Origin of the sequence: Kribbella sp. NPDC056861 (genome assembly GCF_040687575.1) — a bacterium.
Classification (GTDB): domain Bacteria; phylum Actinomycetota; class Actinomycetes; order Propionibacteriales; family Kribbellaceae; genus Kribbella.
Window position 1 is genome coordinate 220,090 of sequence record NZ_JBFBNQ010000002.1, and the last position, 22,958, is coordinate 243,047.

General features: G+C 69.7%; 24 protein-coding genes. 11 read left to right on the forward strand and 13 right to left on the reverse strand.

Annotation, left to right across the window (positions count from 1 at the left end; translation table 11 throughout):
- Positions 1 to 8: 8 nt before the first annotated feature.
- The 5 genes from AB0P21_RS08075 to AB0P21_RS08095 form a co-directional block, all read right to left on the reverse strand.
- Positions 9 to 578, reverse strand: coding sequence for an EboA domain-containing protein (locus AB0P21_RS08075; protein ID WP_363694761.1), 570 nt, complete (start codon positions 576 to 578; stop codon positions 9 to 11).
- Entirely contained in the window at positions 575 to 1,399 is an 825-nt protein-coding gene (locus AB0P21_RS08080) for a sugar phosphate isomerase/epimerase family protein (RefSeq protein WP_363694763.1), read from the reverse strand. Before AB0P21_RS08080 ends, AB0P21_RS08075 begins: the two co-directional genes overlap by 4 nt.
- Entirely contained in the window at positions 1,396 to 2,262 is an 867-nt protein-coding gene (locus tag AB0P21_RS08085) for an SCO3242 family prenyltransferase (RefSeq protein ID WP_363694765.1), read from the reverse strand. Before AB0P21_RS08085 ends, AB0P21_RS08080 begins: the two co-directional genes overlap by 4 nt.
- Positions 2,256 to 3,374, reverse strand: a complete 1,119-nt coding sequence (locus tag AB0P21_RS08090; RefSeq protein WP_363694766.1) for an inositol-3-phosphate synthase — start codon at positions 3,372 to 3,374, stop codon at positions 2,256 to 2,258. The genes AB0P21_RS08085 and AB0P21_RS08090 overlap by 7 nt, the downstream gene beginning before the upstream one ends.
- A gap of 141 nt (positions 3,375 to 3,515) precedes the next feature.
- Positions 3,516 to 4,835 (reverse strand): YibE/F family protein, encoded by a 1,320-nt coding sequence (locus AB0P21_RS08095; protein ID WP_363694767.1) that lies wholly within the window; start codon positions 4,833 to 4,835, stop codon positions 3,516 to 3,518.
- A gap of 52 nt (positions 4,836 to 4,887) precedes the next feature.
- Between AB0P21_RS08095 and AB0P21_RS08100 the strand changes: the two genes are divergently transcribed.
- The 4 genes from AB0P21_RS08100 (at position 4,888) to AB0P21_RS08115 (ending at position 8,095) form a co-directional block, all read left to right on the forward strand.
- A complete protein-coding gene (locus AB0P21_RS08100; protein ID WP_363694769.1) occupies positions 4,888 to 5,874 on the forward strand; it encodes a metal ABC transporter substrate-binding protein in 987 nt (328 codons plus the stop codon).
- Positions 5,871 to 6,629 (forward strand): metal ABC transporter ATP-binding protein, encoded by a 759-nt coding sequence (locus AB0P21_RS08105; RefSeq protein ID WP_363694771.1) that lies wholly within the window; start codon positions 5,871 to 5,873, stop codon positions 6,627 to 6,629. The genes AB0P21_RS08100 and AB0P21_RS08105 overlap by 4 nt, the downstream gene beginning before the upstream one ends.
- A complete protein-coding gene (locus AB0P21_RS08110; RefSeq protein WP_363694772.1) occupies positions 6,626 to 7,630 on the forward strand; it encodes a metal ABC transporter permease in 1,005 nt (334 codons plus the stop codon). Before AB0P21_RS08105 ends, AB0P21_RS08110 begins: the two co-directional genes overlap by 4 nt.
- A gap of 69 nt (positions 7,631 to 7,699) precedes the next feature.
- Positions 7,700 to 8,095 (forward strand): Fur family transcriptional regulator, encoded by a 396-nt coding sequence (locus AB0P21_RS08115; RefSeq protein ID WP_363694774.1) that lies wholly within the window; start codon positions 7,700 to 7,702, stop codon positions 8,093 to 8,095.
- 22 nt (positions 8,096 to 8,117) lie between these two features.
- Here AB0P21_RS08115 and AB0P21_RS08120 read toward each other — a convergent pair whose 3' ends face one another.
- Positions 8,118 to 8,723 (reverse strand): MBL fold metallo-hydrolase, encoded by a 606-nt coding sequence (locus tag AB0P21_RS08120; protein ID WP_363694775.1) that lies wholly within the window; start codon positions 8,721 to 8,723, stop codon positions 8,118 to 8,120.
- Positions 8,723 to 9,817: an S-(hydroxymethyl)mycothiol dehydrogenase gene (locus AB0P21_RS08125; protein ID WP_363694777.1), complete on the reverse strand. Its 1,095-nt coding sequence runs from the start codon at positions 9,815 to 9,817 to the stop codon at positions 8,723 to 8,725. Before AB0P21_RS08125 ends, AB0P21_RS08120 begins: the two co-directional genes overlap by 1 nt.
- A gap of 116 nt (positions 9,818 to 9,933) precedes the next feature.
- Between AB0P21_RS08125 and AB0P21_RS08130 the strand changes: the two genes are divergently transcribed.
- From AB0P21_RS08130 to AB0P21_RS08145, 4 genes are read left to right on the forward strand one after another with little or no spacing between them, the layout of a single operon-like run.
- Positions 9,934 to 10,827, forward strand: coding sequence for an ABC transporter ATP-binding protein (locus tag AB0P21_RS08130; RefSeq protein WP_363694778.1), 894 nt, complete (start codon positions 9,934 to 9,936; stop codon positions 10,825 to 10,827).
- Positions 10,827 to 11,651 (forward strand): ABC transporter permease, encoded by an 825-nt coding sequence (locus AB0P21_RS08135; protein ID WP_363694779.1) that lies wholly within the window; start codon positions 10,827 to 10,829, stop codon positions 11,649 to 11,651. Before AB0P21_RS08130 ends, AB0P21_RS08135 begins: the two co-directional genes overlap by 1 nt.
- Positions 11,627 to 12,946, forward strand: a complete 1,320-nt coding sequence (locus tag AB0P21_RS08140) for a sensor histidine kinase (protein ID WP_363694781.1) — start codon at positions 11,627 to 11,629, stop codon at positions 12,944 to 12,946. Before AB0P21_RS08135 ends, AB0P21_RS08140 begins: the two co-directional genes overlap by 25 nt.
- Positions 12,947 to 12,948: 2 nt before the next feature.
- On the forward strand, positions 12,949 to 13,590 hold the full coding sequence (locus tag AB0P21_RS08145) for a response regulator transcription factor (protein WP_363694783.1): 642 nt from the start codon (positions 12,949 to 12,951) through the stop codon (positions 13,588 to 13,590).
- Here the strand turns inward: AB0P21_RS08145 and AB0P21_RS08150 are convergent, their stop codons facing one another.
- The 6 genes from AB0P21_RS08150 to AB0P21_RS08175 form a co-directional block, all read right to left on the reverse strand.
- Positions 13,591 to 14,367 carry a hypothetical protein gene (locus AB0P21_RS08150; RefSeq protein ID WP_363694784.1) on the reverse strand — a complete coding sequence of 259 codons (777 nt, stop codon included), beginning with the start codon at positions 14,365 to 14,367 and terminating at the stop codon, positions 13,591 to 13,593.
- Positions 14,364 to 14,549: a hypothetical protein gene (locus AB0P21_RS08155; RefSeq protein WP_363694786.1), complete on the reverse strand. Its 186-nt coding sequence runs from the start codon at positions 14,547 to 14,549 to the stop codon at positions 14,364 to 14,366. The genes AB0P21_RS08150 and AB0P21_RS08155 overlap by 4 nt, the downstream gene beginning before the upstream one ends.
- Positions 14,550 to 14,637: 88 nt before the next feature.
- Positions 14,638 to 15,468 carry an isoprenyl transferase gene (locus tag AB0P21_RS08160; RefSeq protein WP_363694788.1) on the reverse strand — a complete coding sequence of 277 codons (831 nt, stop codon included), beginning with the start codon at positions 15,466 to 15,468 and terminating at the stop codon, positions 14,638 to 14,640.
- A 45-nt stretch (positions 15,469 to 15,513) separates the two neighbouring features.
- Positions 15,514 to 16,278: a DNA repair protein RecO gene (gene recO / locus AB0P21_RS08165; RefSeq protein WP_363694790.1), complete on the reverse strand. Its 765-nt coding sequence runs from the start codon at positions 16,276 to 16,278 to the stop codon at positions 15,514 to 15,516.
- 12 nt (positions 16,279 to 16,290) lie between these two features.
- Positions 16,291 to 17,118 carry an SDR family oxidoreductase gene (locus AB0P21_RS08170; RefSeq protein ID WP_363694792.1) on the reverse strand — a complete coding sequence of 276 codons (828 nt, stop codon included), beginning with the start codon at positions 17,116 to 17,118 and terminating at the stop codon, positions 16,291 to 16,293.
- Complete coding sequence (locus AB0P21_RS08175) at positions 17,115 to 18,104, reverse strand: aldo/keto reductase (protein WP_363694793.1); 990 nt, start codon at positions 18,102 to 18,104, stop codon at positions 17,115 to 17,117. Before AB0P21_RS08175 ends, AB0P21_RS08170 begins: the two co-directional genes overlap by 4 nt.
- A 174-nt stretch (positions 18,105 to 18,278) precedes the next feature.
- Between AB0P21_RS08175 and AB0P21_RS08180 the strand changes: the two genes are divergently transcribed.
- The 3 genes from AB0P21_RS08180 to AB0P21_RS08190 are packed head-to-tail and all read left to right on the forward strand — an operon-like array spanning position 18,279 to position 22,902.
- The gene (locus tag AB0P21_RS08180) at positions 18,279 to 21,392 is read left to right on the forward strand and encodes an FtsX-like permease family protein (protein ID WP_363694795.1); all 3,114 of its coding nucleotides are present in this window, start codon (positions 18,279 to 18,281) and stop codon (positions 21,390 to 21,392) included.
- Positions 21,389 to 22,228, forward strand: a complete 840-nt coding sequence (locus AB0P21_RS08185; protein ID WP_363694797.1) for an ATP-binding cassette domain-containing protein — start codon at positions 21,389 to 21,391, stop codon at positions 22,226 to 22,228. The genes AB0P21_RS08180 and AB0P21_RS08185 overlap by 4 nt, the downstream gene beginning before the upstream one ends.
- Positions 22,225 to 22,902 (forward strand): ATP-binding cassette domain-containing protein, encoded by a 678-nt coding sequence (locus AB0P21_RS08190; RefSeq protein WP_363694799.1) that lies wholly within the window; start codon positions 22,225 to 22,227, stop codon positions 22,900 to 22,902. Before AB0P21_RS08185 ends, AB0P21_RS08190 begins: the two co-directional genes overlap by 4 nt.
- Positions 22,903 to 22,958 lie beyond the last annotated feature (56 nt).

Genomic DNA, 22,958 nt, shown 5'->3' on the forward strand with positions numbered 1-22,958 from the left:
GTGGCCTCTCAGGGCGGTGTGGCGAGGTATGCCTCCAAGTCGGCGGGAAGGTCCCGGCCGGCTGCGCTCCGTTCGGTGGCGAAATCGGACATCATCCGGATCAGTTCCTGATCCACCCGCTGCGGCAGACCGTCGACCACGGCCAGCGGGATGTTCGCGAACACGCACTTCAGGACGGCTTGCCGGAAGGCGGGTTGAGGAAGGTACTGCGTGGCGTACGGGCCGAGGGCGGCCGCGACCAGGCGTTGGTCGTTGGTGCGGATCGCGTCCTCGATGATCGGGAGGGCCTGGTCTTGCAGGGCGTCGGCGAGGTCGGCGACTGAGAGCGCGTGCAGGACAGCGAGCTTCTCGGCGGCGTCGCCGTACCGGTAGACGGCGATGATGTCGGCTGCTGAGGCGCCTTGCAGAAGGAGCGCGCGGGTCGCCTGATCGGTGGTCCAGGCAGGGGTCAGGCGCTCGCGGCCGACCTTGCGCGCTGCTGCCGGGAAAGTTGTGGCGAGCGGCTGTTGGCGTGCGGTCGCCAACCAGGTCTGGGCGTTGCTGGGCAGCAATCGCTCCAGGTGTTGTGCCGACGTCATGCCGACGCCTTCCGCAGAAACTCGATCGAGTCCCGAGCGACTGTCGGAGCCGCATGGGAGTGGCGTGGCAGCTCCACCGCCACCAGACCTTGGTAGTCGATCTCGCGGAGCGCTTGGAAGACCGGCGGGAAGTCGACCTCGCCGGTGCCGAACTCGAGATGCTCGTGCACCCCGCGACGCATGTCGTCGATCTGCACATTCACCAGGTACTGCGCTGCGGCGGCGATGCAGGCCGGCGGGGATTGTGGCTCGTTGCAGACCAGGTGCCCGATGTCGAGCGTGAGGCCGAGCGTCTCGCTCCCTACCTCGGCCTGGAGCTTGAGGTAGCCGGCCAGGTCGTCGACCAGCATGCCTGGTTCCGGCTCGAGACCGAGCTGGACACCACGGTCGGCGGCGTACGCGACGAGCTGTTCGCAGCTGGCGGTGAGACGCTGCCAGCCGAGCTCGGGCGAAACGTCCGGCGGGAGGGTGCCGGACCAGAAGGAGACCGCGTCGGCGTTCAGATCGGCCGCCACCTCGATCGCGCGCTCCAGCAGGGCCATCCGCCACTCGGCGCCTTTGGTGTGCAGGAGGGTCGGCTCGTGCTTGCGGAGCGGGTCGAGGACGTACCGGGCGCCCGTCTCGATCACCACCGAAAGGTTTTGCTCGGCAAGCATCTTGCCGACGGCCGCGGTGCGCTGCCGGAGGTCTGGGCCGAACGGGTCGAGGTGGTTGTGGTCGAGCGTCAGCGCGACCCCGTCGTACCCGAGGTCGGCGAGCACGCTCAGCGCCTCGGGTAGTCGGTGGTTGGCGAAGCCGTTGGTGCCGTAGCCGAGTCTCATGTCGGTGAGATCTTTCGTGCGAGTGCTTTGGCGAGCGGCAGTGCCGCAAGTAGGCCCGCACCGACCAGCGGTTGCCCGCCTCTCGCACACCAGGCAGCTTGCAGTGGCACTAGACCGTGGATGCCGGCGCCTACTGCCTTCCGGATGTTCTGCGCGCTCGGGTCCTGAGCAGCAACCAACTGAGCCCGCCCAACAGACCGCGCATACAAACCAGCAAACGCCGCCGCCGGACCCGGGTTGTTCAGGTCGGCTGTTGTTGTGGCGATCGCAGCTGTTGCGGCCAGCGCGACTCGGGGAGCTGTTGTGCTGCTGCCGTGGACCTCACCTCGGGAGATGAGGGTGGTGGTGAGGATGTGGGTACCAACTGCCAGAGCGGGGCGGAGGGCGGCTCGGCGGTTGGCGCCGGCACCTACTAGTACGTCGAGGGAGCGGGCAGTCGCCATCACCGCCGGGCCCAGCGGGGTGTTCTTGGCGACCAGGTCGTAGGTCCAGGCGGTGGCTGCCAGTGCGGCCGAAGTACGGAAGGTGGCGCGGCCGCCGGAGAGGGCTGAGAGGGCCAGGCCGGTGGCGGTCAGACCCGACGCGAGAGCAAACGCAGTACGCGGGGTGACTCGGCCGGACGGGATGGGGCGCTCGGGGCGCTCTACTGCATCCAGTGAGCGGTCGGACCAGTCGTTGAGCGCCATGCCGGCCCAGTAGATGGCGATCGAGGAGGCGGCGAGGCCTGCGAGGCGGGCTGGGCGGAGGTTGCCTGCGGCCACCGCCCCGGCCAGTACGTCGCCAGGGACCGTCAACGCGGCTGGAGCGCGGACCAGCTCGGCCAGGTCTGCCAACTGGGTACGCCGGGCAGTGCGCCTCAGCATGCGTGCACCCAGCGCAGCAGTTCGTCGTACTGGCGGACGAGGGAGTGTTCCGTCGACTCGATCGGGTCCTTGAAGTAGAAGCCGAGGAACGGCATCGCGCCGACGTGCCCGCGTTCGAGGGCGAGGGCCGACAGTCGCGCCAGGTCGAGGACGAGCGGCGCGGCGAGGGCGGAGTCACAGCCCTGCCAGGTGAACTGCAGCGTCATCCGCACACCGAGGAAGCCCGAGAACATCACGTGATCCCAGGCGGTCTTCCAGTCGCCCATCGGGTCCACGTAGTCGATGTGCACCTCGCCCGCGACGTCGCCGATCATCTCGGCCAGCCCGCGTTCCTTGGAGATGCTCTTCGACTCCGCTGCCCGCGGATCGGCGAGGGTCGCGCCGTCACCGCCGCCGAGCAGATTCGTCCCTGACCAGGCGTGAACCGGCAACGCCCGCGCCGCGAACATCGGCGCCAGCACGCTCTTCACCAGCGTCTCGCCGGTCTTCGCATCCTGCCCGCCGTACGGGAGCCGCTTCTCCACCGCCCACTCGCGCACCGCCGCAGGACGGATCGAGGTGGACGGCGTGAAGTCGATGTACGCCGCTCCCGCCTCGAATGCGGCCAACGCGCCGAGCACGCTCGCGGGCAACACTTCAGAGCCGTCGAGCGCAGCCCGCAACTCCGCGACCCCACCAGCAATCTCGTACGGCGCCTCGGTGGAAGCCACGTTGATAGCCACCACGCGCTCCAGGTCGTTCCGTAGCGCGAACGCCCGAATGTCTTCAGCCATCCGCCGCACCACGTCGTACTGCGAACCACCAGTCGGCAGCAACACGATGTTGCGATCAGCCTCAGCCAACTCCGCCGCAATCAACCCAGCGAGCCCCGGCGGCAGCACTCCCCCCGCAACCAGCTGCTCGACGCGCTTGGCCAGCGGCGTCTCGACGACGTCATGCCCGCCGAAGACCAACTGAACCAGCGGCACCAGCCCAGCACCCGCGAACGCCGGAAGCTCAGTCACCACACCAGCGGGCGGGCTGCCGTGGTTCAAAGCTGCGGCGCCGGCGATCGTGGTCGTGGCGACCGATCCTCTTGCTCCGAACAGCCAGACACCAACGCGTCGACGCATCCGCGGCTCCTCACGAGTCCAGCCACGGAAGGTGATCTTGGACGGACGATCCGTGACAGATCGGAACTCTAGATCGCCTCAGGACTCCTTGGGAAGATGCTGCCGGGGACTTTGTTGTGTCAACCGCCAAATTCCCCGAAACTACTCGGAGACTGCGGATTCTCCCGCCGGAGCAGCGGATACCGGGCCGGCGACCAGATCGCGGGAGCGATCCGCGACCGCCATCGCGGCCAGTGCGGTGGTCAGCGGGACGGCGGCGATGATTCCGAGACTTCCGACCAGACCTCGGACGACTTCGACCGCCACCACCTCGGTACTGAGCAGGTATCCCGTCGACACCCCGCCGATCGCGAAGACCATCAGGATCGGCAGCGCCGCGCCCGCGTAGGCGAGCACCAGAGTGTTGACCACCGAGGCCACGTGAGCGCGGCCGATCCGCAACCCGGCGCCGATCAACTCCGACCGGCTGGCCGACGGATTGGCCGCCGACAGCTCCCAGACCGCGCTCGCCTGGGTCACCGTCACGTCGTCGAGCACACCGAGAGACCCGATCACAATGCCCGCGACCAGCAACCCGGTGAGGTCGAGATCAGGCACGTACGCCTTGACCGCCGACGCGCCCTCCCCCGCCAACCCCGAGAACGCGCTGACCTTGACGAACCCCCAGCCCAGCAACGCGGTCAGCCCCAACGCGGCGATCGTCCCCGCCAGCGCCACCGACGACTGCGCGTTGATCCCGTGCGTCAGATACAGCGCGATGACCATGATCACCGAGCCCCCGACCACCGCCACCAGCAGCGGATTCGAACCCTTCAGGATGGCCGGCAGGATGAACTGCGTCAGCGTCAACGCCGTCACCGCCAGCGCACCCAGCGCCGCGACCCCTCGCCATCGCGACAAGGCGATCACCGCGATCGCGAACACGCCGGCCAGCGCCACCAGCGGAATCGACCGATCGTGATCGACGTACTGGTACTTGCCCTCGATCGGCGCATCCTTCTGGACGCCGAGGATCAGCCGGTCGCCGACCTTGATCGGCACCGCCGCGTTCTTCCCCTTCGGCACCTCGACCGGTACTTCGAGCCCCTTGTCCGCTCCGGGCGCGCTCCGCAGCTTGACCTTCGCCTCGTCGCAGTCGGCCGGAGTCTCCGGACACTCCGCCAGCGACACCACCGTGCCGCTCGCCCCGGTCTGCTCGGCCGCCGCGATCTTCATGTCGCCACCCGGCCACATCACGATCATCGCGATCACCGCGGCCGCGATCAGCGGGATCAGCACCGCGGCGACCACTATCCGGACACGCCGGGCGACCACCGCATCGGCGTCCACGACCGAGGTGTCGACCACCGAATCACCGTGCCCGTGGCCGTGTCCGTGCCCGTGACCCTGCGGAATTTCGAGCCGGCGCCCGCGGTTCGACTTGGTGTCGGCGCGCCGCCGTCCTACGGTCCGCTTGGCCATTCGTCAACTCCCTGTTTTGACAACCATCCCCACTTAAATGAAAATGATTGTCATGAGATCTAGTACGCGTGCAGTCGTCGCCGGGCTCGCCGCCCTGACAGTGGTCACTCTGGCAGGTTGCGGTGACAACGCCGCCGGTGGCTCCGACGGCAAGCTCGACGTGGTCGCTTCGTTCTACCCGCTCGAGTTCATCGCCCGGTCGGTGGGGGGCGACGCCGTCAACGTCACCACCCTGACCGCCCCGGGCGTCGAGCCGCACGACCTGGAGCTGACGCCGAAGCAGGTCGGCACCATCGCCGGCGCCAAGCTGGTGGTCTTCGAGAAGGGCCTGCAGCCGGCCGTCGACGAGGCCGTCGACCAGAACGCGAAGGACGCCGGCTTCGACATCGCGCCCGCCGCCAAGCTGGAGGCCACCGGCGCCGACTTCGAGGAGCACGAGGAGGGCGAGGCCGCCGGTACGCCGACCAACTCGGTGACGCCCGCCGCGTACGTCGCGCCCAAGACGCACACCGACGACGCGCTCGACCCGCACTTCTGGCTCGACCCGATCCGGTACGCCGGGGTCGTCCAGGCCGTCACCGACAAACTGGTCTCGGTCGACCCCGACCACGCGGACGCCTACAAGCAGCGCGCCACCGCCCTGCTCGGCGACGTCGGCAAGCTCGACACGGAGTACAAGGCCGGGCTGGCCAACTGCAAGTTGAAGACCTTCGTGACGAGTCATCAGGCCTTCGCCTACCTCGCGAAGCGGTACGGTCTGACGATGGTCGGAATCGCCGGATTCACCCCGGACGCCGAGCCGACCCCGACGCGGATCAAGGAGGTCCAGGAGATCGTGCGCAAGCAGCAGGTCACCACGATCTTCTACGAGGAGCTCGTCAGCCCGAAGGTGGCCGAGTCGATCGCCCGCGACGTCCACGTCAAGACCGCGGTCCTGAGCCCGATCGAGGGCCTGTCGGACGCGAACTCCCAGGAGACCTACCTCTCGCTGATGCGCGAGAATCTGCAGGAGCTCCGGAAGGCGAACAGCTGCGCGTGACACCTCCAGACACCAACACTTCGGCCGTCCAGGTCACCGATCTCTCGGTGGACCTGGGCGGTCGTCTCGTGCTGCGCGGGGTCGACCTGTCGATCCGGCAGGGCGAGGTCGTCGCCGTGCTCGGCACCAACGGCTCGGGCAAGTCCACCCTGATCCGCACGGTGGTCGGCCTGCTGCCGGCCGCTCGCGGCAAGGTCGAGCTCTTCGGTACGCCGGTGCCGCGCTTCCGCCAGTGGAGCCGCATCGGTTACGTGCCGCAGCGGATCACCGCAGCGGGCGGCGTACCGGCGACTGTGGCCGAGGTGGTGTCATCGGGGCTGCTCTCGAAGCGGCGGTTGTTCCGGCCGCTGAAGGCAGCTGACCGGGCTGCCGTCGACGAGGCGCTGGAGGTCGTTGACATGGCCGACCGGCGCAAGGACGGGGTCGCTGACCTCTCCGGGGGCCAGCAGCAGCGCGTGCTGATCGCCCGGGCGCTCGTGTCGGATCCCGAACTGCTGGTCCTGGACGAGCCGACGGCCGGGGTCGACCTCGCCAGTCAGGCGATCTTCGCCGACGCCATCCGGGAGCGGGTGTCGCGCGGCACGACCGTAGTACTGGTCAGCCACGACCTGGGCCCGATGGACGCGCTGATCGACCGTTCCGTCGTACTGCGCCGCGGCCGGATCGTGTACGACGGTCCTCCGCACGCCTCGCAGACGCACGCCCATGTCCACCCGCACGGGTCCATCGAAGACGAGCCGGGGTGGCTGTCATGACGTTGTTCGAGCTGGAGTTCATGCAGCGGGCGTTGATCGCCGGGCTGCTGACCGGACTGTCCGCTCCCGCGATCGGCACGTACCTCGTGCAGCGCCGCCTGTCCCTGATGGGCGACGGCATCGGCCACATCGCGATCACTGGTGTCGCCCTGGGACTCCTGACCGGTACTGCGCCAGTGCTGACCGCAGTACTGGTCGCTATCGTCGGCGCCTGCGCGATCGAGCTGGTCCGGGCCCGCGGCAAGGCCAGTGGCGATGTGGCGCTCGCACTGCTCTTCTACGGCGGCATAGCGGGCGGCGTACTGCTCATCGGGCTGGCAGGGCAGGGCGCAGCGACTCTGAACACCTACCTGTTCGGTTCGCTGACCACCGTCTCCCCCACCGACCTGTACGTCGTGGTCGGGCTGGCCGTGACCGTGCTGGTCATCGCGATCGGGCTGGGCCCGCAGTTGTTCGCCGTGTGCCAGGACGAGGAGTTCGCTCGCGTCACCGGTCTCCGGGTGCAGCTACTGAACCTGCTGATCGCCGTGATGGCCGCGGTGACCGTCACGGTCGCCATGCGGACCGTCGGGTTGCTGCTGGTCAGCGCGCTGATGGTGGTGCCGGTGGCGACCGCTCAGCAGTTCACGCGGTCGTTCCGCAGTACGTTCGTCACTGCTTGTGCGATCGGCGTCACGGCCTGTCTGGCCGGGATCATCACGTCCTACAACGCGAACGTCGCTCCCGGCGCCACGATCGTCGTGCTGGCCCTGGCCGGCTTCATCGTCGCCGCGATCACCGGCACCCTGCTCCGGCGCCGCCGCGGTGTCCTCGCGCCGCTGCACGACGAGGAGCCCGAGTTCGGCCTGCCGGCCCCGGAACCCCACGTGGTCAGCGCTTCGCACCAGCACGCGCACGATCCGAAGTGCGGCCACCCCAAGATCGAGCACGGCGACCACGTCGACTACGTTCACGACGGCCATCTCCATGCGGCTCACGGAGACCACTGGGATGAGCACTAACTTGTTGATCTCTGAGAGAATTGGCCGGGTTGCTGCGGAAAACGTGGCGAAGGGATGACAGGAGGAACGGTGGCCATCGGAACACGCTCGACCCGTCAGCGCGCGGCGGTCGCTTCCGCGCTCGACAATCTCGACGACTTCCGGACGGCCCAGGAGATCCACCAGGAGCTCCGGGGCGCGGGTGAGGCCGTCGGCCTGACCACCGTCTACCGGACCCTGCAGGCGCTTGCCGACTCGCACGAGGTCGATGTGCTCCGCACCGCGGACGGCGAAACGGCGTACCGGCGTTGCTCGAAGGGACACCACCATCACCTGGTCTGCCGCAACTGCGGCCGGACCGTCGAGGTGGAGGGCCCGGCCGTCGAGCGCTGGGCCGACAAGGTCGCTGCCGAGCACGGCTACGCCGATGTCAGCCACACCCTGGAGATCTTCGGCACCTGCGCCGACTGCCAGAAGCCCGCCTGATCCAGGCGGGCCTCCGGGCAGGTCAGTTGATGTTGCCGATCTCGGCGCCGATGGTGGTCGTGTCACCGTGGCCGGTGTGCACGACCGTGGCCGGCGGCAGCGCGAGCAGCTTGGTCTCGATCGACTCCAGGATGGTCGGCTTGTCGGAGTACGAGCGGCCGGTCGCGCCGGGACCACCGTGGAAGAGCGTGTCGCCGGTGAAGACCGCGTGCAGGTCGGCCGCGTAGAGACAGGTGCTGCCGGGGCTGTGGCCGGGCGTGTGGATCGCGACCAGCGTCGTACCGGCTACCTCGAAGGTGGTGCCGTCGGCGAGCTCGTGGTCCGGCGCCGTCTCGTACTGCGTGTCCCACAGCATCCGGTCGGCCGGGTTGAGCCAGATCGGCGCCTTGGTGGCCTCGAAGAACGCGCCGGCCGCGTTGATGTGGTCGTTGTGACCGTGGGTGCAGACCAGGGCGACCACCCGACGGCCGCCGACCGCCTCGACGATCGCGTCGGCCGAGTGGGCCGCGTCGATGACGAGTACCTCCTCGTCGTCCCCCACCAGCCAGACGTTGTTGTCGACATCCCAGGTGCCGCCGTCCAGGCTGAACGTGCCGGACGTGATGACCCGTTCGATCCGCGCCGCCATCAGAACACCACGACCGAGCGGAGCACGTCGCCGTGGTGCATCTTCTCGAACGCGGCCTCGACCTCGTCCAGCGCGATCGTCTCGGAGACGAACCGCTCCAGCGGCAGCCGGCCCTGCAGGTGCAGGTCGACCAGCAGCGGGAAGTCGCGCGACGGCAGGCAGTCGCCGTACCAGCTGGACTTGAGCGAGCCACCGCGGCCGAAGAAGTCGAGCAGCGGCATGTCGAGCGTCATCTCCGGCGTCGGTACGCCGACCAGCACCACGGTGCCGGCCAGGTCGCGCGCGTAGAAGGCCTGCTTCCAGGTCTCCGGGCGGCCGACCGCGTCGATCACCACATCGGCGCCGAACCCGCCGGTCAGCTCCTGGACCGCCTCGACGACGCCGTCGTGGCCCAGGCCCTTCGAGTTGATCGAGTGCGTCGCGCCGAGCTCCTGGGCGACGTCGAGCTTGCGCTGGTCGAGGTCGATCGCGATCACCTTGGCCGCGCCGGCCAGCCGCGCGCCGACGACGGCCGCGGTTCCGACGCCGCCGCAGCCGATCACGGCGACGGTGTCACCGCGGCCGACGTTGCCGGTGTTCACCGCGGCGCCGAGGCCCGCCATCACGCCGCAGCCGAGCAGGCCGGCCACCTCGGCCTTGGCGGCCGGGTCGACCTTCGTGCACTGACCGGCCGCGACCAGGGTCTTCTCGGCGAACGCGCCGATGCCGAGCGCGGGCGACAGCTCGGTGCCGTCGGCAAGGGTCATCTTCTGCTTGGCGTTGTGGGTGTTGAAGCAGTACCACGGACGCCCGCGCAGGCAGGCGCGGCAGGAGCCGCAGACGGCCCGCCAGTTCAGCACCACGAAGTCGCCGGGCGCCACGTCGGTGACCCCCTCGCCGACCGACTCGACGATGCCGGCCGCCTCGTGCCCGAGCAGGAACGGGAACTCGTCGTTGATGCCGCCCTCGCGGTAGTGCAGGTCGGTGTGGCAGACGCCGCACGCCTGCACCTGGACCACTGCTTCGCCCGGTCCCGGGTCCGGGATGGTGATCTCTTCGATGGTTACAGGGGCGCCCTTGCTGAGGGCCACGACTCCACGCACGGTCTGACTCATGGGGCTGACGCTATCCAAGGGATGGAAAGGAGTACAGCCGGCGTCCCCCGGTCGGTGGACAACCGGTACTCCGTCCGGTGCTCCCCGGCGGCGCGCGGAAAAACCAGACTGGAGCCATGACCGACACAGACATCGCCGTACGGGTCCGCGGACTCGTCAAGCGCTACCCGGACAAGGTCGCCGTGGCCGGCATCGACCTGGACATCCACCGCGGTGAGGTGTTCGCCCTGCTCGGCCCGAACGGCGCCGGCAAGACCACGACCACGGAGGTGCTGGAGGGGTACCGCCGTGCGGACGAGGGCGAGATCAGCGTGCTGGGCTCGGACCCGGGTCAGGGCGACCGGTTGTGGCGCAGCCGGATCGGGATCGTGCTGCAGACCTCGCGCGACGAGGCCGAGTCGACGGTGGCCGAGCTGGTCAGCCACTACGCCGGCTACTACCCGAACCCGCGCGATCCCGACGAGGTGATCGCCGCCGTCGGGCTGACCGACAAGCGCAAGACCCGGCCGCGCAAGCTGTCCGGCGGCCAGCGCCGCCGCCTCGACGTGGCGCTCGGCGTGGTCGGCAACCCGGAGCTGCTGTTCCTGGACGAGCCGACCACCGGGTTCGACCCCGAGGCGCGCCGGCAGTTCTGGACCCTGATCGAGGGCCTGCGGACCGGCGGTACGACGATCCTGCTGACCACCCACTACCTGGACGAGGCCGAGCACCTGGCCGACCGGGTCGGGGTGATCGCCGACGGCCGGATGATCGAGGTCGGTACGCCGGAAACCCTCGGTGGCCGCGGCGCACGGACCGCGCGGGTCTCCTGGTCGGACGCGGACGGGCCGCACGAGCTGCGCACCGACGAGCCGACGGCCGAGGTGGCGGCGCTGATGGCCCGCTTCGGCGGCGAGGTACCGGAGCTCGAGGTCCGGCGGCCGAGCCTGGAAGACATCTACCTGGAGCTGATCGGCAAGGCGACCGCCGCCGCTGCCGACGCCGCATCGATCGAAGCTGGAGCACTCTGATGGCCGCCACGCACACCACCAAGCCGCTGCCGTCCACGCTCTCGGTCGGCCTGGCCCGGACCAAGCTGGAGGTGCGCGAGTTCTTCCGGCAGAAGGAGGCGCTGATCTTCACCTTCTTCTTCCCGATCATCTTCCTGGCCATCTTCTCCGCCGTCTTCGGTGACACCGACTTCGGCAACGGCGTCAACGCCGCCACCTACTTCACCCCCGGGATGATCGCCTCCGGCATCTTCCTGAGCAGCTTCCAGTCGCTCGCGCTCAGCATCGCGCTGGAGCGGGACGAGGGTCTGCTCAAGCGGCTGCGCGGTACGCCGATGCCGCCGCAGGCCTACTTCATCGGCAAGATCGGCCAGGTCCTGATCACCTCGATCGCGCAGATCGTCCTGCTGCTGGCGATCTCGAACCTGCTGCTCGGCGTCGACCTGCCGTCCGAGCCGGCCAAGTGGCTCGACTTCCTCTGGATCTTCGTCCTCGGCACCGCGTCGGGCTCGGTGCTCGGCATCGCGTTCAGCGTCGTCCCGCAGTCCGGCAAGGCCGCCTCCGCGGTGGTCACCCCGGTGGTCCTGCTGCTGCAGTTCATGTCCGGCGTGTACTTCGTCTACAGCAGCCTGCCGGAGTGGATGCGGGCGGTGGCATCGGTCTTCCCGCTCAAGTGGCTGGCCTCGGGCATGCGCTCGGTCTTCCTGCCGGCCGACTTCGTCACCACCGAGCCCGGCCAGTCGTGGCACCTCGGCGTCGGCGCGATCGTGCTGGCCGTCTGGCTGGTGGTCGGCCTGGTCGTCTCCCAGCGGGTGTTCCGGTGGACCCGGCGCGACGCCGGCTGATGTTCGGCACCTCGTACTCCGCGACCACCGGTGGCGCCGTCAGCGGCCCGCGGTGGTCGTGGAGGAAGATGGGGCGTATGCAGGTCTCCAGCGCCAAGGTCCAGCAACCGGTCTGGCTCCGCACGCTCGGCGCCTGGCACCTGGTCTTCTACGCGCTGCTCGGCGTCACCGCGATCACCGCCGCGGCCTCGCCCGAGCTGAGTACGCCGCGGCGGATCGGCTACCTGGTCCTGGTCGGGGTGCTGGGGCTCGCCTACCGGCTGATCGCGATGCCGGCGATGGTCTCCCGGAGCCGCTGGCAGGCGCACCTGTACCGCGGCCTGATGATCGTCTGCGTGAGCGGGATGGTCGCGCTCTTCCCGCAGTCGGTGTTCCTGCTGTTCATCGTCTCGCCGCAGATCTGGCTGCTGAGCGACCGGATCCGCGACGCGGTGGTGCTCAGCGCGCTGATGCTGGTCGCGGTCGGCACGGCCCAGCTGTGGGGGGCCGGCTGGTCGGTCGACGCGTTCTGGGGCATCTTGCCGTGGATGGTGATCAGCCTGGTCGTCAGCACGTTGCTCGGGATCTGGATCGACCGGGTGATCGACCAGAGCCAGCAGCGCGGTGAGCTGATCGAGCAGCTCGAGGCGGCCCGCGACGAGCTGGCCGCGGCGCACCACACGGCCGGCGTGATGGCCGAGCGGGAGCGGATGGCGCGCGAGATCCACGACACGCTCGCGCAGGGGATGACCAGCATCGTGATGCTCTCGCAGACGGCCGCGGTCGAGCTGACCCGTGGCGCGGTCGACCCGGTGGCCGGCCGGCTGGCCGCGATCGAGGACACGGCCCGGGAGAATCTGGCCGAGGCGCGGGCGCTGGTGGCGGCGTTCACCCCGGTCGCGTTGAGCGGTGCGACGTTGGCCGAAGTACTGCAACGGCAGGGTGAGCGGTTCGCGGCGGAGACCGGCGTCGACGTACAGGTGTCGCTGGATATGGCTGACGACGAGGTCGCCGCGTTGCCGCAGGGACAGCAGGTGGTGTTGCTGCGGGCGGCGCAGGAGTCGTTGGCCAATGTGCGCAAGCATGCCGGGGCGACCCGGGTGCGGATCCTGCTCGGGATGTCCGCCGACGGGGTGGCGATCGAGATCAGTGACGACGGATCCGGGTTCTCGCCTGGCGCGTCCTCGGGTGGCTATGGGCTGGCGGCGATGCGGGGCCGGGTCGAGGAATCCGGTGGGACGGTCTCGGTGGACAGCGCGCCGGGGCGCGGTACGCGGGTGCAGGTACTCATCCCGGCGACGGGGCAGGAAGGGTGACGATGGTTCGCGTACTGGTGGTGGACGACCATCCGGTGGTCCGGTCGGGGCTGATCGGGATGCTCGCGGTGACCAACGACATCGAGGTGGTCGGCGAGGCGGGTGACGGCGAGGAGGCGCTCGCGCTGGTCGAGTCGACCCGGCCGGACGTGGTGCTGATGGATCTGCGGATGCCGCGCCGCGACGGGGTGTCGGCGACCGGGGCGATCGTGTCGGGCTATCCGGCGACGAAGGTGCTGGTGCTGACGACGTACGACACGGACACCGACATCCTGCACGCCGTCGAGGCGGGCGCGGCGGGCTATCTGCTGAAGGACACGCCCCACGCTGAGTTGCTCGACGGGATCCGCGCTGCTTCTCGCGGCGAGACGGTGCTGGCGCCGCCAGTCGCGGCACGCTTGATGTCCCGACTCCGTACGCCGGCCGCGCCCGCCGCGGTCCAGCCGTCACCTCGCGAACTGGAGGTGCTGGCGGCGGTCGCTCGCGGCCTGAGTAATGCGGAGATCGGCCGCGAGCTGTTCATCGGCGAGGCGACGGTCAAGACGCACCTGCAGCGCCTCTTCACCAAGCTGGACGTCGACGACCGCACCCACGCAGTCACCGTCGCGATCGAACGAGGCCTGCTCCCGTCCCCTCGCCGCTAATTACCGTTCGTAGCTGTTCTGGCGGTCCGCACCGCCAGAACCACCCCGGTAGGTCGACTGCGCCGAACCAGCAGCAGCGCCCTGCCCGACCGGCGGGTTGAACCCAGCCCGCGCCGCCTGCTCCAGCTCCGCCGCGTCGCGCATCGCCGCGTTGGCCTCCGGCGCCGCCCGGTCGAACCCGTCCCGCAGCTCGTTCAACTGCTGCTTGGCCTGCTGGACGTTGTTCCCCGCCGACGCACCCGTACTGGCGACCGACGCAGAGGTGACACCCTGCAGCCTCCCGTTGCGAGCATCCTCGACCATCGGCTCGACGTTGCCCTGGGCAACACCGAACTTGCGGGACACCTGCTCCACCTGCCGCCCGGCGGTCCGGACGGCAGCGTCCAGCGTGTCCAGCCGCTGACGCAGGCTGTCGGTGACCTCGCTGCGCTGCTCGGGCACCCGAGTCAGCTCGTCGAGCCCACGCCGCCCGTTGGCCAGATGATCACGGGTCTGATCGAGCTGACCGCGAACGTCGTCGATCAACTCCTCGCCCTGACCAAGCTTGCGGTGCACCTGCGACGCGTAGTCCTGAGCGTCCTGCAGGAACCGGGTCGGTACGTCGGCCCGGCCGGCCTGGCTGCCGCTGTAGTTCAGCTCCTCGACACTGCCCTCGACCTGCCGAACCAGCGCGCCGAGCTCCTCGGCGTGATCCGCGCTCCGGCTCAGCGTCCTGCGCGCCTCGTTGATGGCAGCTGCCACCTGGTCAGCCAGGTAGGCCGCCTGCTCGGCGCTCATTTGCTCTCCTGCGAGTCATCGTCGTCGACCTGGACCCAGGGCAGCTCGTCGTCCGCGGCGAGTACCTCGCGCAGGCTCGCGGCCATCTCCTCGATCACGTCCCCGGCGTCCCGCAGGTTCTCGTACGCCGCCTGCCCGTCGACCACCGGCACCTGCTCGTCCGACGACTGCTGCTCATCCACGCTCGACAACTCCCTCTGGCGACAAACCGCTGACCAACTCGCGAGCCTAGACCTCGGCAGGCTCACGGCGAGTACGACGTACCGGCTGTCAGTTCGGCTCCACCTGATTGGGGACGGCGCCGCCGTACCGGCGATCGCGCTGGGCGTAGAGCTCGATCGCGCGCCACAGGTCGCGCCGGTCGAAGTCCGGCCAGAGCGTGTCGAGGAAGACCATCTCGGCGTACGCGAGCTGCCAGACCAGGAAGTTCGAGGTCCGCTGCTCCCCCGACGACCGGACGAACAGGTCGACCGGCGGGATGTCGGGGTTGTAGAGGTGCCGGGCGATCGTCTTCTCGGTGATCCGGTCCGGCTTCAGCCTGCCGGCGGCCACCTCGGCCGCGATCGACTTCATCGCGTCCGCGATCTCCGCCTGGCCGCCGTAGTTCACACAGAACTGGAGCGTGATGGTGTCGTTGTCCCTGGTCCGCTCCTGGGCGTCCTCGAGCTCGTCGATCACGCTCTTCCACAACCGCGGCCGGCGCCCGGACCAGACCACCCGCACGCCCATCGCGTCCAGCTCGTCGCGGCGCCGGTGGATCACGTCGCGGTTGAAGCCCATCAGGAACCGGACCTCCTCCGGCGACCGGGCCCAGTTCTCGGTGGAGAACGCGTACGCCGAGATGTACTTCACCCCGATGTCGATCCCGCCCCGGATCACGTCGAGCAGCGAGGACTCGCCGGCCTTGTGCCCTTCGGTCCGCGGCAGGTTCCGCGCCTTCGCCCAGCGCCCGTTGCCGTCCATCACGATCGCCACGTGGTTCGGGATCAGCTCCCGCTGGATCTGCGGCGGCCGGGCCCCGGACGGATGCGGCTCGGGAGCGACCACCTCCCCCCGCGCAACCCGCTCGACCCGACTCCGACGACGACCAATTGGCGACATGCCCCGATCCTCCCAAACCCGCGGACCACGGCCGCCCGCAGCCCCTCAGGCTTCGGCGGGGAGGTCCAGCTGCCGGGAATCGGTGGTCAGGTCCAGGTGGCGGAGGGACCGGAGGCGATCCAGGTGGTACGTCGTGAAGGCGGAGACAAGAGTCGAGGCCTCGCGCCGGGTGCGGAGGTCGGTGCGCTCCGCGGTGGGCCAGTCGCCGGCCAGGAGCGCACCCAGCAGCACGATGGTGGCGGGAGCAGGCATGGCGGAAGCAGGCGGTCGGCAGGTCGCACAGACCATGCCACCGGCGGCCGGGTTGAAGGCTCGGTGTGGGCCTGGTTCGCCGCATTTCGCGCAGTCCTCGAAGGACGGCGCGTATCCCGAGATCGCCAGCGAGCGGAGGAAGTACGAGTCCAGGATCAGCCCCGGGGTGCGATCACCGGCCGACAGAACGCGCAAGGCGCCGGCCAGCAGCAGGTGTTGCTGGGTGGCAGGCTCCTTCTCCTCCACGACCAGGCGGTCCGCGGTCTCCAGCAGAACGGTGCCGGCGGTGTAGCGGGCGTAGTCGCTGACAATGCCCAACCCGTACGGCGCGATCGAGACCGCCTGGGTGACCACGTCGAGGCTGCGGCCGGTCGCGAGTTGCAGGTCGACGTGGCTGAACGGCTCGAGTTGGGCGCCGAACTTGGACGACGTCCGCCGGACCCCCTTGGCGACGGCCCGGATCTTGCCGTGGCTGCGGCACAGGAGCGTGGCGATCCGATCGGCTTCGCCCAGTTTCTGGACCCGGAGCACGATCGCCTCGTCACGATAGAGCGGCATACCGCCATTGTCTCAGGTCTTGGCCAGGTACTCCGCGAGCCCGGTGGGCGGATGACCGGTGAGATCCTCCACCGCACTGCTCACCTTGCTCAGCTCGCCACTCGCGATCGCGGCGTACGACGTGACCCAGCCGGCCACCTCCCACGACGGCGCCCCGAAGCCTTCGCGCGACTGGTAGGCCTCGTCGAGCGTCTCGGCCTCGTATCGCACCGACCGCCCCCACGCCTCGCTCATCAGCCCAGCTGCCTCGTTCAACGTGAACGCCGACGGCCCGGTGAGGTCGTACGTCTGCCCAGAATGCCCATCGGCCACCAGCACCGCAGCGGCCACCTCAGCGACGTCGTCCCGCGCAACCGCGGCAACCCGCCCGTCGCCGGCCGGCCCGCGGATCACTCCGTCCTCACCGACGAATCCCGGCACGAAGTCGAGGTACAGGTTGTCCCGCAGGAAGGTGAAGTCGACCCCCGTCTCGCGCAGATGCTTCTCGGTGTGCCAGTGATCGCGCGCGAAGGTGAAGGTCGCGGCCGGCGAAGCGCCGACGAACGACGTGTAGACGATCCGCTGCACCCCGGCCGCCACCGCCGCATCCACCGTTGCCGTGTGCAGGGAGACCCGATCCGCCGATTCCGTTGCGCTGAGCAACAACAAGGTCGTCACCCCGTCCAGCGCGTTCAGCAACGCGGCACTCTCGCCGTACGCCGCCTGCGCCACCTCGGCTCCTGCCAACTCGGGCGCCCGCGCCGGATCCCGCACGATCAACCGCTGCGGCACTCCACTGGCCGCCAACCGGCGCGCGACCCGCGATCCGAGCTGCCCAGTCGACCCGGTAACGCCGATCACTTACCCACCTGCTTCATCCCGCTCGGCGCATACCGGTCGCCCGCCACCGCATCCGGCGGGAACGCCGCGTCAAGCGCGGCCAGCTCGTCCTCGGACAGCGAAACGTCAACAGCACCGAGGTTTTCGGCCAGGTACGTCCGTCGCTTGGTCCCCGGGATCGGCGCAATGTCATTGCCTTGCGCAAGCAACCAGGCGAGCGCGAGCTGACTCGGCAGCACGCCCTTCGCGGCCGCGAGCTCCTTCACCCGAGCGACCAGGTCAAGGTTGCGCTGGAAGTTCTCGCCACTGAACCGCGGCAACCCGCGCCGCATGTCGTCCGGCTCGAAGTCGTCCGGCGAGGTGAGCTGCCCGGTCAGGAACCCACGCCCCAGCGGGCTGAACGGCACGAACCCGACCCCCAGCTCGCGCAGCGTCGGCAGGACGCCGGTCTCCGGGTCGCGCGTCCACAGCGACCACTCACTCTGTACCGCGCTGATCGGGTGCACCGCGTGCGCCGCCCGAACCGTCTCGCCCGACACCTCCGACAACCCCAGGTACCGAACCTTGCCAGCGGCAACCGCCTCGGCCATCGCCCCCACGGTCTCCTCGATCGGCACCTCCGGATCGCGCCGGTGCAGGTACCAGAGATCCACCGAGTCCACGCCGAGCCGCTGCAGCGACGCGTCGATGGCAGCTCGCGCGTACTCCGGCCGGCCGTTCACGTTGCTCGGCAGTGCCGACCCCGAGGCAGCACTCTGGAACCCGAACTTGGTCGCCAGCACCACCTCGTCACGACGCCCGGCCAGGGCCCGCCCGACCAGCTCCTCGTTGGCCCCGGCGCCGTAGATGTCGGCGGTGTCGATGAAGGTGCAGCCCGCGTCGATCGCGGCGTGCACGGTGGCGATCGACTCCGCCTCGTCACTCTGCACGCCGTACGACTGGGACATCCCCATGCAGCCGAGGCCGAGGCTGGAAACGGTCAGTTCGCCGAGCTGGGATTCACGCATACCCCGAACTTACCGCCGGACCACGATTTCCCGGCACCAGGGCGGCCGATCACCCCGAGTAGCCGTCCGGACGCACCTCGCAGGCAACGACTCTGTGTCATTTGGCCGCTGACGGTCGGTCAGCACCCCGCTTTCCGTATCTTCGGGCGGGAGCTCAAGGGTTAGGGGTGGCCAGTGACGTTCCTCCGGCAGGCACTGCGATACCGATGGTCGCAGATGCTCGTCCTCGCGGGCGTGAGTCTGCTGATCGGCACCTGCGCGGCGTTCGCGCCGTGGTTCTCGCGTGCGGTCGAGCAGACGGTGACCACCGAGACGCTGCAGACCCGCTGGCTGTCGGCCGCCTGGCAGCTGGAGGGGACGCCACCACCGTCCGCCACCGGGCCGGCCACCGCGGTGCCGCCGGAAGAGCTGGCGAAGATCGTCCCGGACGACCTCAAACCCCTGTTCAGCCCGCCGTCGCTGGGCATGACCGTCGCGATCAGCTGGGGACTGCAGGGCCAGAAGACGAACATCGCCGGCCGGGCCGAGTGGCGCGACGGGTACTGCGCCCGCCTGGTGCTGACCGAGGGCCGCTGCCCCAACGCCGCCAACGAGGTCGCCGTCTCGACCGTCGACCTGAAGAACTTCGGCACCAAGATCGGCGCCACCATCAAAGCCATCGCGAGCCAGTACGCCGGTGGCGGCACGCTGCGGGTCGTCGGGATCTACCAGGCCGACGATCTCGACAGGTACTGGTACGGACGCGGCCCCACCGGCCACTCGATGCCCGCCAGCGAGACCCGGGGCGCGACCTCCGACCATCTGCTCACCGGGCGCGACACCTTGACCGAGGGCTGGGGCAGTCACTCGACTCTGGACACGCACCCGCTGCCGGGCAAGGTGCGGGTCGACGACCTGGAGCGGCTCCGGCAGGTCACCGACGAGGCCGATGCCAAGGCGTCCGAGATCAACCTGGCGGCCCACAACACCTCCGGGCTGGTCGGCATCATCGACGGGATCAAAGCGGAGCGCCGGCAGGCCGCGACGATCATCCCGTTGGTGATGGTGCAGGTCGCGCTGTTCGGCGTCGTCGTACTGGCTCTGGCCCTGGCTGCGGTGGTCGACCAACGGCGGCCGGAGCTGGCCGTCTCGCGGCTGCGCGGTTCCGGTGCCCGGCGATCCGGGCGGGCGCTGGCCGTCGAGCTGAGTGTTCCCGTCCTGATCGGCACTCTCGCCGGGGCCATGGTCGGCTTCGGCGTGCTGCTGATCGTCCGAAGTACCTGGTTGAACGGCGGGGCTCCGCTGGAGCTGCCCTGGACCGTTCCGGCGGCCGTCGCACTCGCCGCTCTCGTCGGGCTCGCGGTGGTGGCAGGGACGATTCGCAGCGTCATCCGGCAGCCGATCTCGACCTTGCTGCGGCGAATCGTGCCGCGGCGCCGCGGCCGGACCATCGGCCTGATCGACGTCGTGATCATCGTGGTCGCCACCGTCGGACTGGTCGGCGCATTGACCGGCGGCGGCCGCGGCCCACTGCCGGTCCTCACGCCCAGCCTGCTCGCACTGGCCGTCGGGCTGACCTTCGCCCATCTGCTGCTTCCCATCGCCGGGCTGATCAGTCGCCAGGCACTCCGCCGCGGCCGGCTGGGTCTCGCGCTCGGCGCCCTGCAGGTCGCCCGCCGCCCGGCGGTCACCCGGATCGTCGCGGTCGTCGCGGTGGCCGCCGCCCTGGTGAGCTTCGCCGGCCAGGCCTCGTCGGTCGCCGATCGCAACCGCGACTTCCGGGCCGGCTACGAGATCGGCGCCGAGGGGGTGCTGGCGATGGAGGTGAACACTCTCGGCGACTTCACCGCCGCGGCCGACCGGATCGACAAGAACCGCAACTGGCTCACGCCGGTGGTGCTGTCCTACCCCGCGAACAACAGCGGCCTGCGGGCCCTGATGATCGAACCGGACAGCTTCCAGCGGATCGCCTTCCGTGGCGACAAGCTCACCGACGCCGACGGAATCCGCGCGATCAGGGCCCCTTCGGAACCGGCCGCGGTCGAGGTCCGGGGTGAGCGGCTGACCATCACCGCCACCCCCGGCGAGATCCTGCCGTACGCGGCGCCCAACCTGAGCGGCGAAGTGCCCGTGGCCGGACCACCGGGTGAGTCGGTCGTCCTGCAGGCGACCGTTTTCAGCCTCCGGACCGGATCGCGGTACGTGGTGTCGTTTCCGCCGCTGCGGCTGGTGGCCGGCAAGCCGGTCCAACTCAGCACCAAGGTCGACTGCGCGAAGTCCTGCCACCTGATCCGGCTCGGCGTCGCTCGCGAACTCGGCGACTCCGCCGGCCTGCGCGGCGAGCTCGCCATCGACAAGGTCAGCACCGACACCCAGCCGTCCGTCCCGCTCGGCAAGGCGACCAACTGGCTCCCGGCGCAACAGCCGGATGGCGACGCGTCCCAGGGCAGCATTACCGCCTCGGACGGCGGATCGGGCGGGCTGATCATGGGGGTCACCAGCACCGGCGCGACGCTCGACCTCCAGACCGCCAGAATCCCGCCGCAACTTCCGGCCCTGGTGACCCCGGACTACCGGTTCGGCGAGGCGCAGACCGTGCCCGGTCTGGACGGGATCTCCGTCCCGGTCACGAAGGTCGACCGGCTGCGTAGCACGGTCCCCCGCTACACCGACCACACCGCGGTGGTCGACCTGGAATCGGTCCGCCGGCTGGGCGGCAGCGTCGCCGACACCAGCACCGACTTCGAGATCTGGCTGAACGCGGACGGTCTCGCGCACTCCGCCGAGATCATCGACGGACTCGGCCAGGCCGGCATCATCGCCACCCTGGTCGACCGCAAGGCCGACCGGCTCGCGAGCTACGGCCGCTCCGCCAGCGCGCTCGCGCTGCAGCTCACGCCGGTGATCGGCGTCGCCGGCTGGGCGTTGGCGATCATCGTGTTGCTGCTGATGATCGTGACGTCGTGGCGGTCCCGGGCGCAGGACTACGCGAGCCTGCGGATCACCGGCGTACCGGCGGCGACGACCGGACGCGCCGCGCGCTGGGAGCAGGCCGGTCCGGTCACGCTGGCGGCGCTGCTCGGCTCGGCCTGCGGCATCATCGGCGCGTACGTCGCACTGCCGCTGATCCCGCTGTTCGCGCCGACCTTGTTGCCGTCGGCAATCCCGCTCGAGCTGGGCATCAACTGGCCGGTCGCGCTGATCCTGACTGTGACCAGTACGGCGATCATGGCCGTCACCACGCTGCTGCTCGGCACCGGCGTCAACAGGCGAGCCGGCTACACCCGGATCAGGGAGGAACTGTCATGACCGGCCTCGCGATCAAAACCTCCGGCCTGGTGCACATCTATCGCAGCCAGGGTCACGACGTCGCGGCCCTGTCCGGGATCGGGATCAGCGTCCGGGCCGGTGAACTGGTCGGGCTGCTCGGCCCGTCCGGCGCCGGGAAGTCCACCCTGCTGCAGTTGTGCGGCGGACTGCTGACGCCGAGCGCCGGCCGGCTGCAGATCGGCGAGCACCACATCGCCTCGATGACCGAGGCCGAGCTGGACCGGATGCGGGCCGGCGATGTCGGCATCGTGTTGCAGGGCGCCGGCCGCAACCTGATCCCGTACCTCACGCCGGAGGACAACGTCCGGTACGCCCAGCGCGCCGCCGCGCGCGGCCGACCGCTGCCGGGTCCGCGCGAGGTTCTCGAACTCGTTGGCCTGAGCAACCAAGCACAGACACCGCTGGAGCGGATCACGCCAGGCCAGATCCAGCTCTGCGCGGTCGCCGTCGGGATCGCCACCTTCCCCGGGCTGCTGCTCGCGGACGAGCCGACCAGCCAGCTCGACCACCGGGCGCGGGACGAAGTACTGGCAGCGATCTCGACGGTCAACCAGGCGACCGGGATGACCGTCCTGCTGATCACGCACGACCCCGAGGTGGCCGCTGTGCTGCCGCGGACCATCACGATCAAGGACGGCCGGATCGCGTCGGAAGGCCGCTCTGGTGAGGAGTTCGCAGTGGTTGCCACCGACGGGTCGTTGCCACTGCCCCCGCATGTCGCGGAACTCCTGCCACCGGGCACGTTGTTGCGCGTCACCACCACCGAGGACGGCGAGGTCCGGTTGACGCCGGTCGAGCGGGAGGACGAAGCATGATCACCGTCACCAATCTCACTGTCGCGTACGACGATCTGGTCGCGGTGGCCGACGTCTCGCTGCGGGTGCCACCGGGCTATGTGCTGGCGGTCAGCGGGCCGTCCGGCGCCGGCAAGAGTTCGTTGCTGTGGGCAATCGCCGGCGCGGTGGCGGCGAAGTCCGGGACGGTCGAGGTCGACGGGCTGGAGATCGTGAACCGGCCGAGCGCGGCCCGGCACGGCGTAGTACTGATTCCGCAGGGCAACGGGCTGGCCCGGGTGCTGACCGCGCGGGAGAACCTGTCGGTGCCGTTGCTGGCCGAGCACAAGCTCCCGACCGACGACGAGGACCGGGACGAGGCACTCGAGTCGATCGACGAGATCATCGTGAAGGCGCTCACCGCCGTCGGGCTGGAGGAGAGCGGCGACCACCTGGTCGAGGAGCTGTCCGGCGGCGAGCAGCAACGCGTGGCCGTCGCGCGCGGGCTGGCCCAGCGCGGCAAGGTGATCCTGGCCGACGAGTCGACCAGCGAGCTCGACAGCACCAACCGGGAGCGCGTCCTCGAACTGCTCCGCGCGGAGGCCGACCGGGGCGCCGCCGTCGTCATCGCGACCCACGACCCGAGCGTCGCGGCCGGCGCCGACGGACACGCCCTGATGGACGAAGGCCGGCTGACCTGGGAGCGCCGGCTGTAACTTTTCCAAAGCCGCCCGCATCTAGATCTCTGACGACGGAGCTTGGAGAAAGGGCG

What these genes read in the sequence shown, in the direction of transcription:
- AB0P21_RS08160 (WP_363694788.1), bottom strand. Translation starts at nt 15,468, where the DNA reads ATGTCGCCAATTGGTCGTCGTCGGAGTCGGGTCGAGCGGGTTGCGCGG.
- AB0P21_RS08075 (WP_363694761.1), bottom strand. Translation starts at nt 578, where the DNA reads ATGACGTCGGCACAACACCTGGAGCGATTGCTGCCCAGCAACGCCCAG.
- AB0P21_RS08175 (WP_363694793.1), bottom strand. Translation starts at nt 18,104, where the DNA reads ATGCGTGAATCCCAGCTCGGCGAACTGACCGTTTCCAGCCTCGGCCTC.
- AB0P21_RS08110 (WP_363694772.1), top strand. Translation starts at nt 6,626, where the DNA reads ATGACGTTGTTCGAGCTGGAGTTCATGCAGCGGGCGTTGATCGCCGGG.
- AB0P21_RS08095 (WP_363694767.1), bottom strand. Translation starts at nt 4,835, where the DNA reads ATGGCCAAGCGGACCGTAGGACGGCGGCGCGCCGACACCAAGTCGAAC.
- AB0P21_RS08150 (WP_363694784.1), bottom strand. Translation starts at nt 14,367, where the DNA reads ATGAGCGCCGAGCAGGCGGCCTACCTGGCTGACCAGGTGGCAGCTGCC.
- AB0P21_RS08080 (WP_363694763.1), bottom strand. Translation starts at nt 1,399, where the DNA reads ATGAGACTCGGCTACGGCACCAACGGCTTCGCCAACCACCGACTACCC.
- AB0P21_RS08090 (WP_363694766.1), bottom strand. Translation starts at nt 3,374, where the DNA reads ATGCGTCGACGCGTTGGTGTCTGGCTGTTCGGAGCAAGAGGATCGGTC.
- AB0P21_RS08130 (WP_363694778.1), top strand. Translation starts at nt 9,934, where the DNA reads ATGACCGACACAGACATCGCCGTACGGGTCCGCGGACTCGTCAAGCGC.
- AB0P21_RS08085 (WP_363694765.1), bottom strand. Translation starts at nt 2,262, where the DNA reads ATGCTGAGGCGCACTGCCCGGCGTACCCAGTTGGCAGACCTGGCCGAG.
- AB0P21_RS08100 (WP_363694769.1), top strand. Translation starts at nt 4,888, where the DNA reads ATGAGATCTAGTACGCGTGCAGTCGTCGCCGGGCTCGCCGCCCTGACA.
- AB0P21_RS08190 (WP_363694799.1), top strand. Translation starts at nt 22,225, where the DNA reads ATGATCACCGTCACCAATCTCACTGTCGCGTACGACGATCTGGTCGCG.
- AB0P21_RS08145 (WP_363694783.1), top strand. Translation starts at nt 12,949, where the DNA reads ATGGTTCGCGTACTGGTGGTGGACGACCATCCGGTGGTCCGGTCGGGG.
- AB0P21_RS08120 (WP_363694775.1), bottom strand. Translation starts at nt 8,723, where the DNA reads ATGGCGGCGCGGATCGAACGGGTCATCACGTCCGGCACGTTCAGCCTG.
- recO (WP_363694790.1), bottom strand. Translation starts at nt 16,278, where the DNA reads ATGCCGCTCTATCGTGACGAGGCGATCGTGCTCCGGGTCCAGAAACTG.
- AB0P21_RS08125 (WP_363694777.1), bottom strand. Translation starts at nt 9,817, where the DNA reads ATGAGTCAGACCGTGCGTGGAGTCGTGGCCCTCAGCAAGGGCGCCCCT.
- AB0P21_RS08185 (WP_363694797.1), top strand. Translation starts at nt 21,389, where the DNA reads ATGACCGGCCTCGCGATCAAAACCTCCGGCCTGGTGCACATCTATCGC.
- AB0P21_RS08135 (WP_363694779.1), top strand. Translation starts at nt 10,827, where the DNA reads ATGGCCGCCACGCACACCACCAAGCCGCTGCCGTCCACGCTCTCGGTC.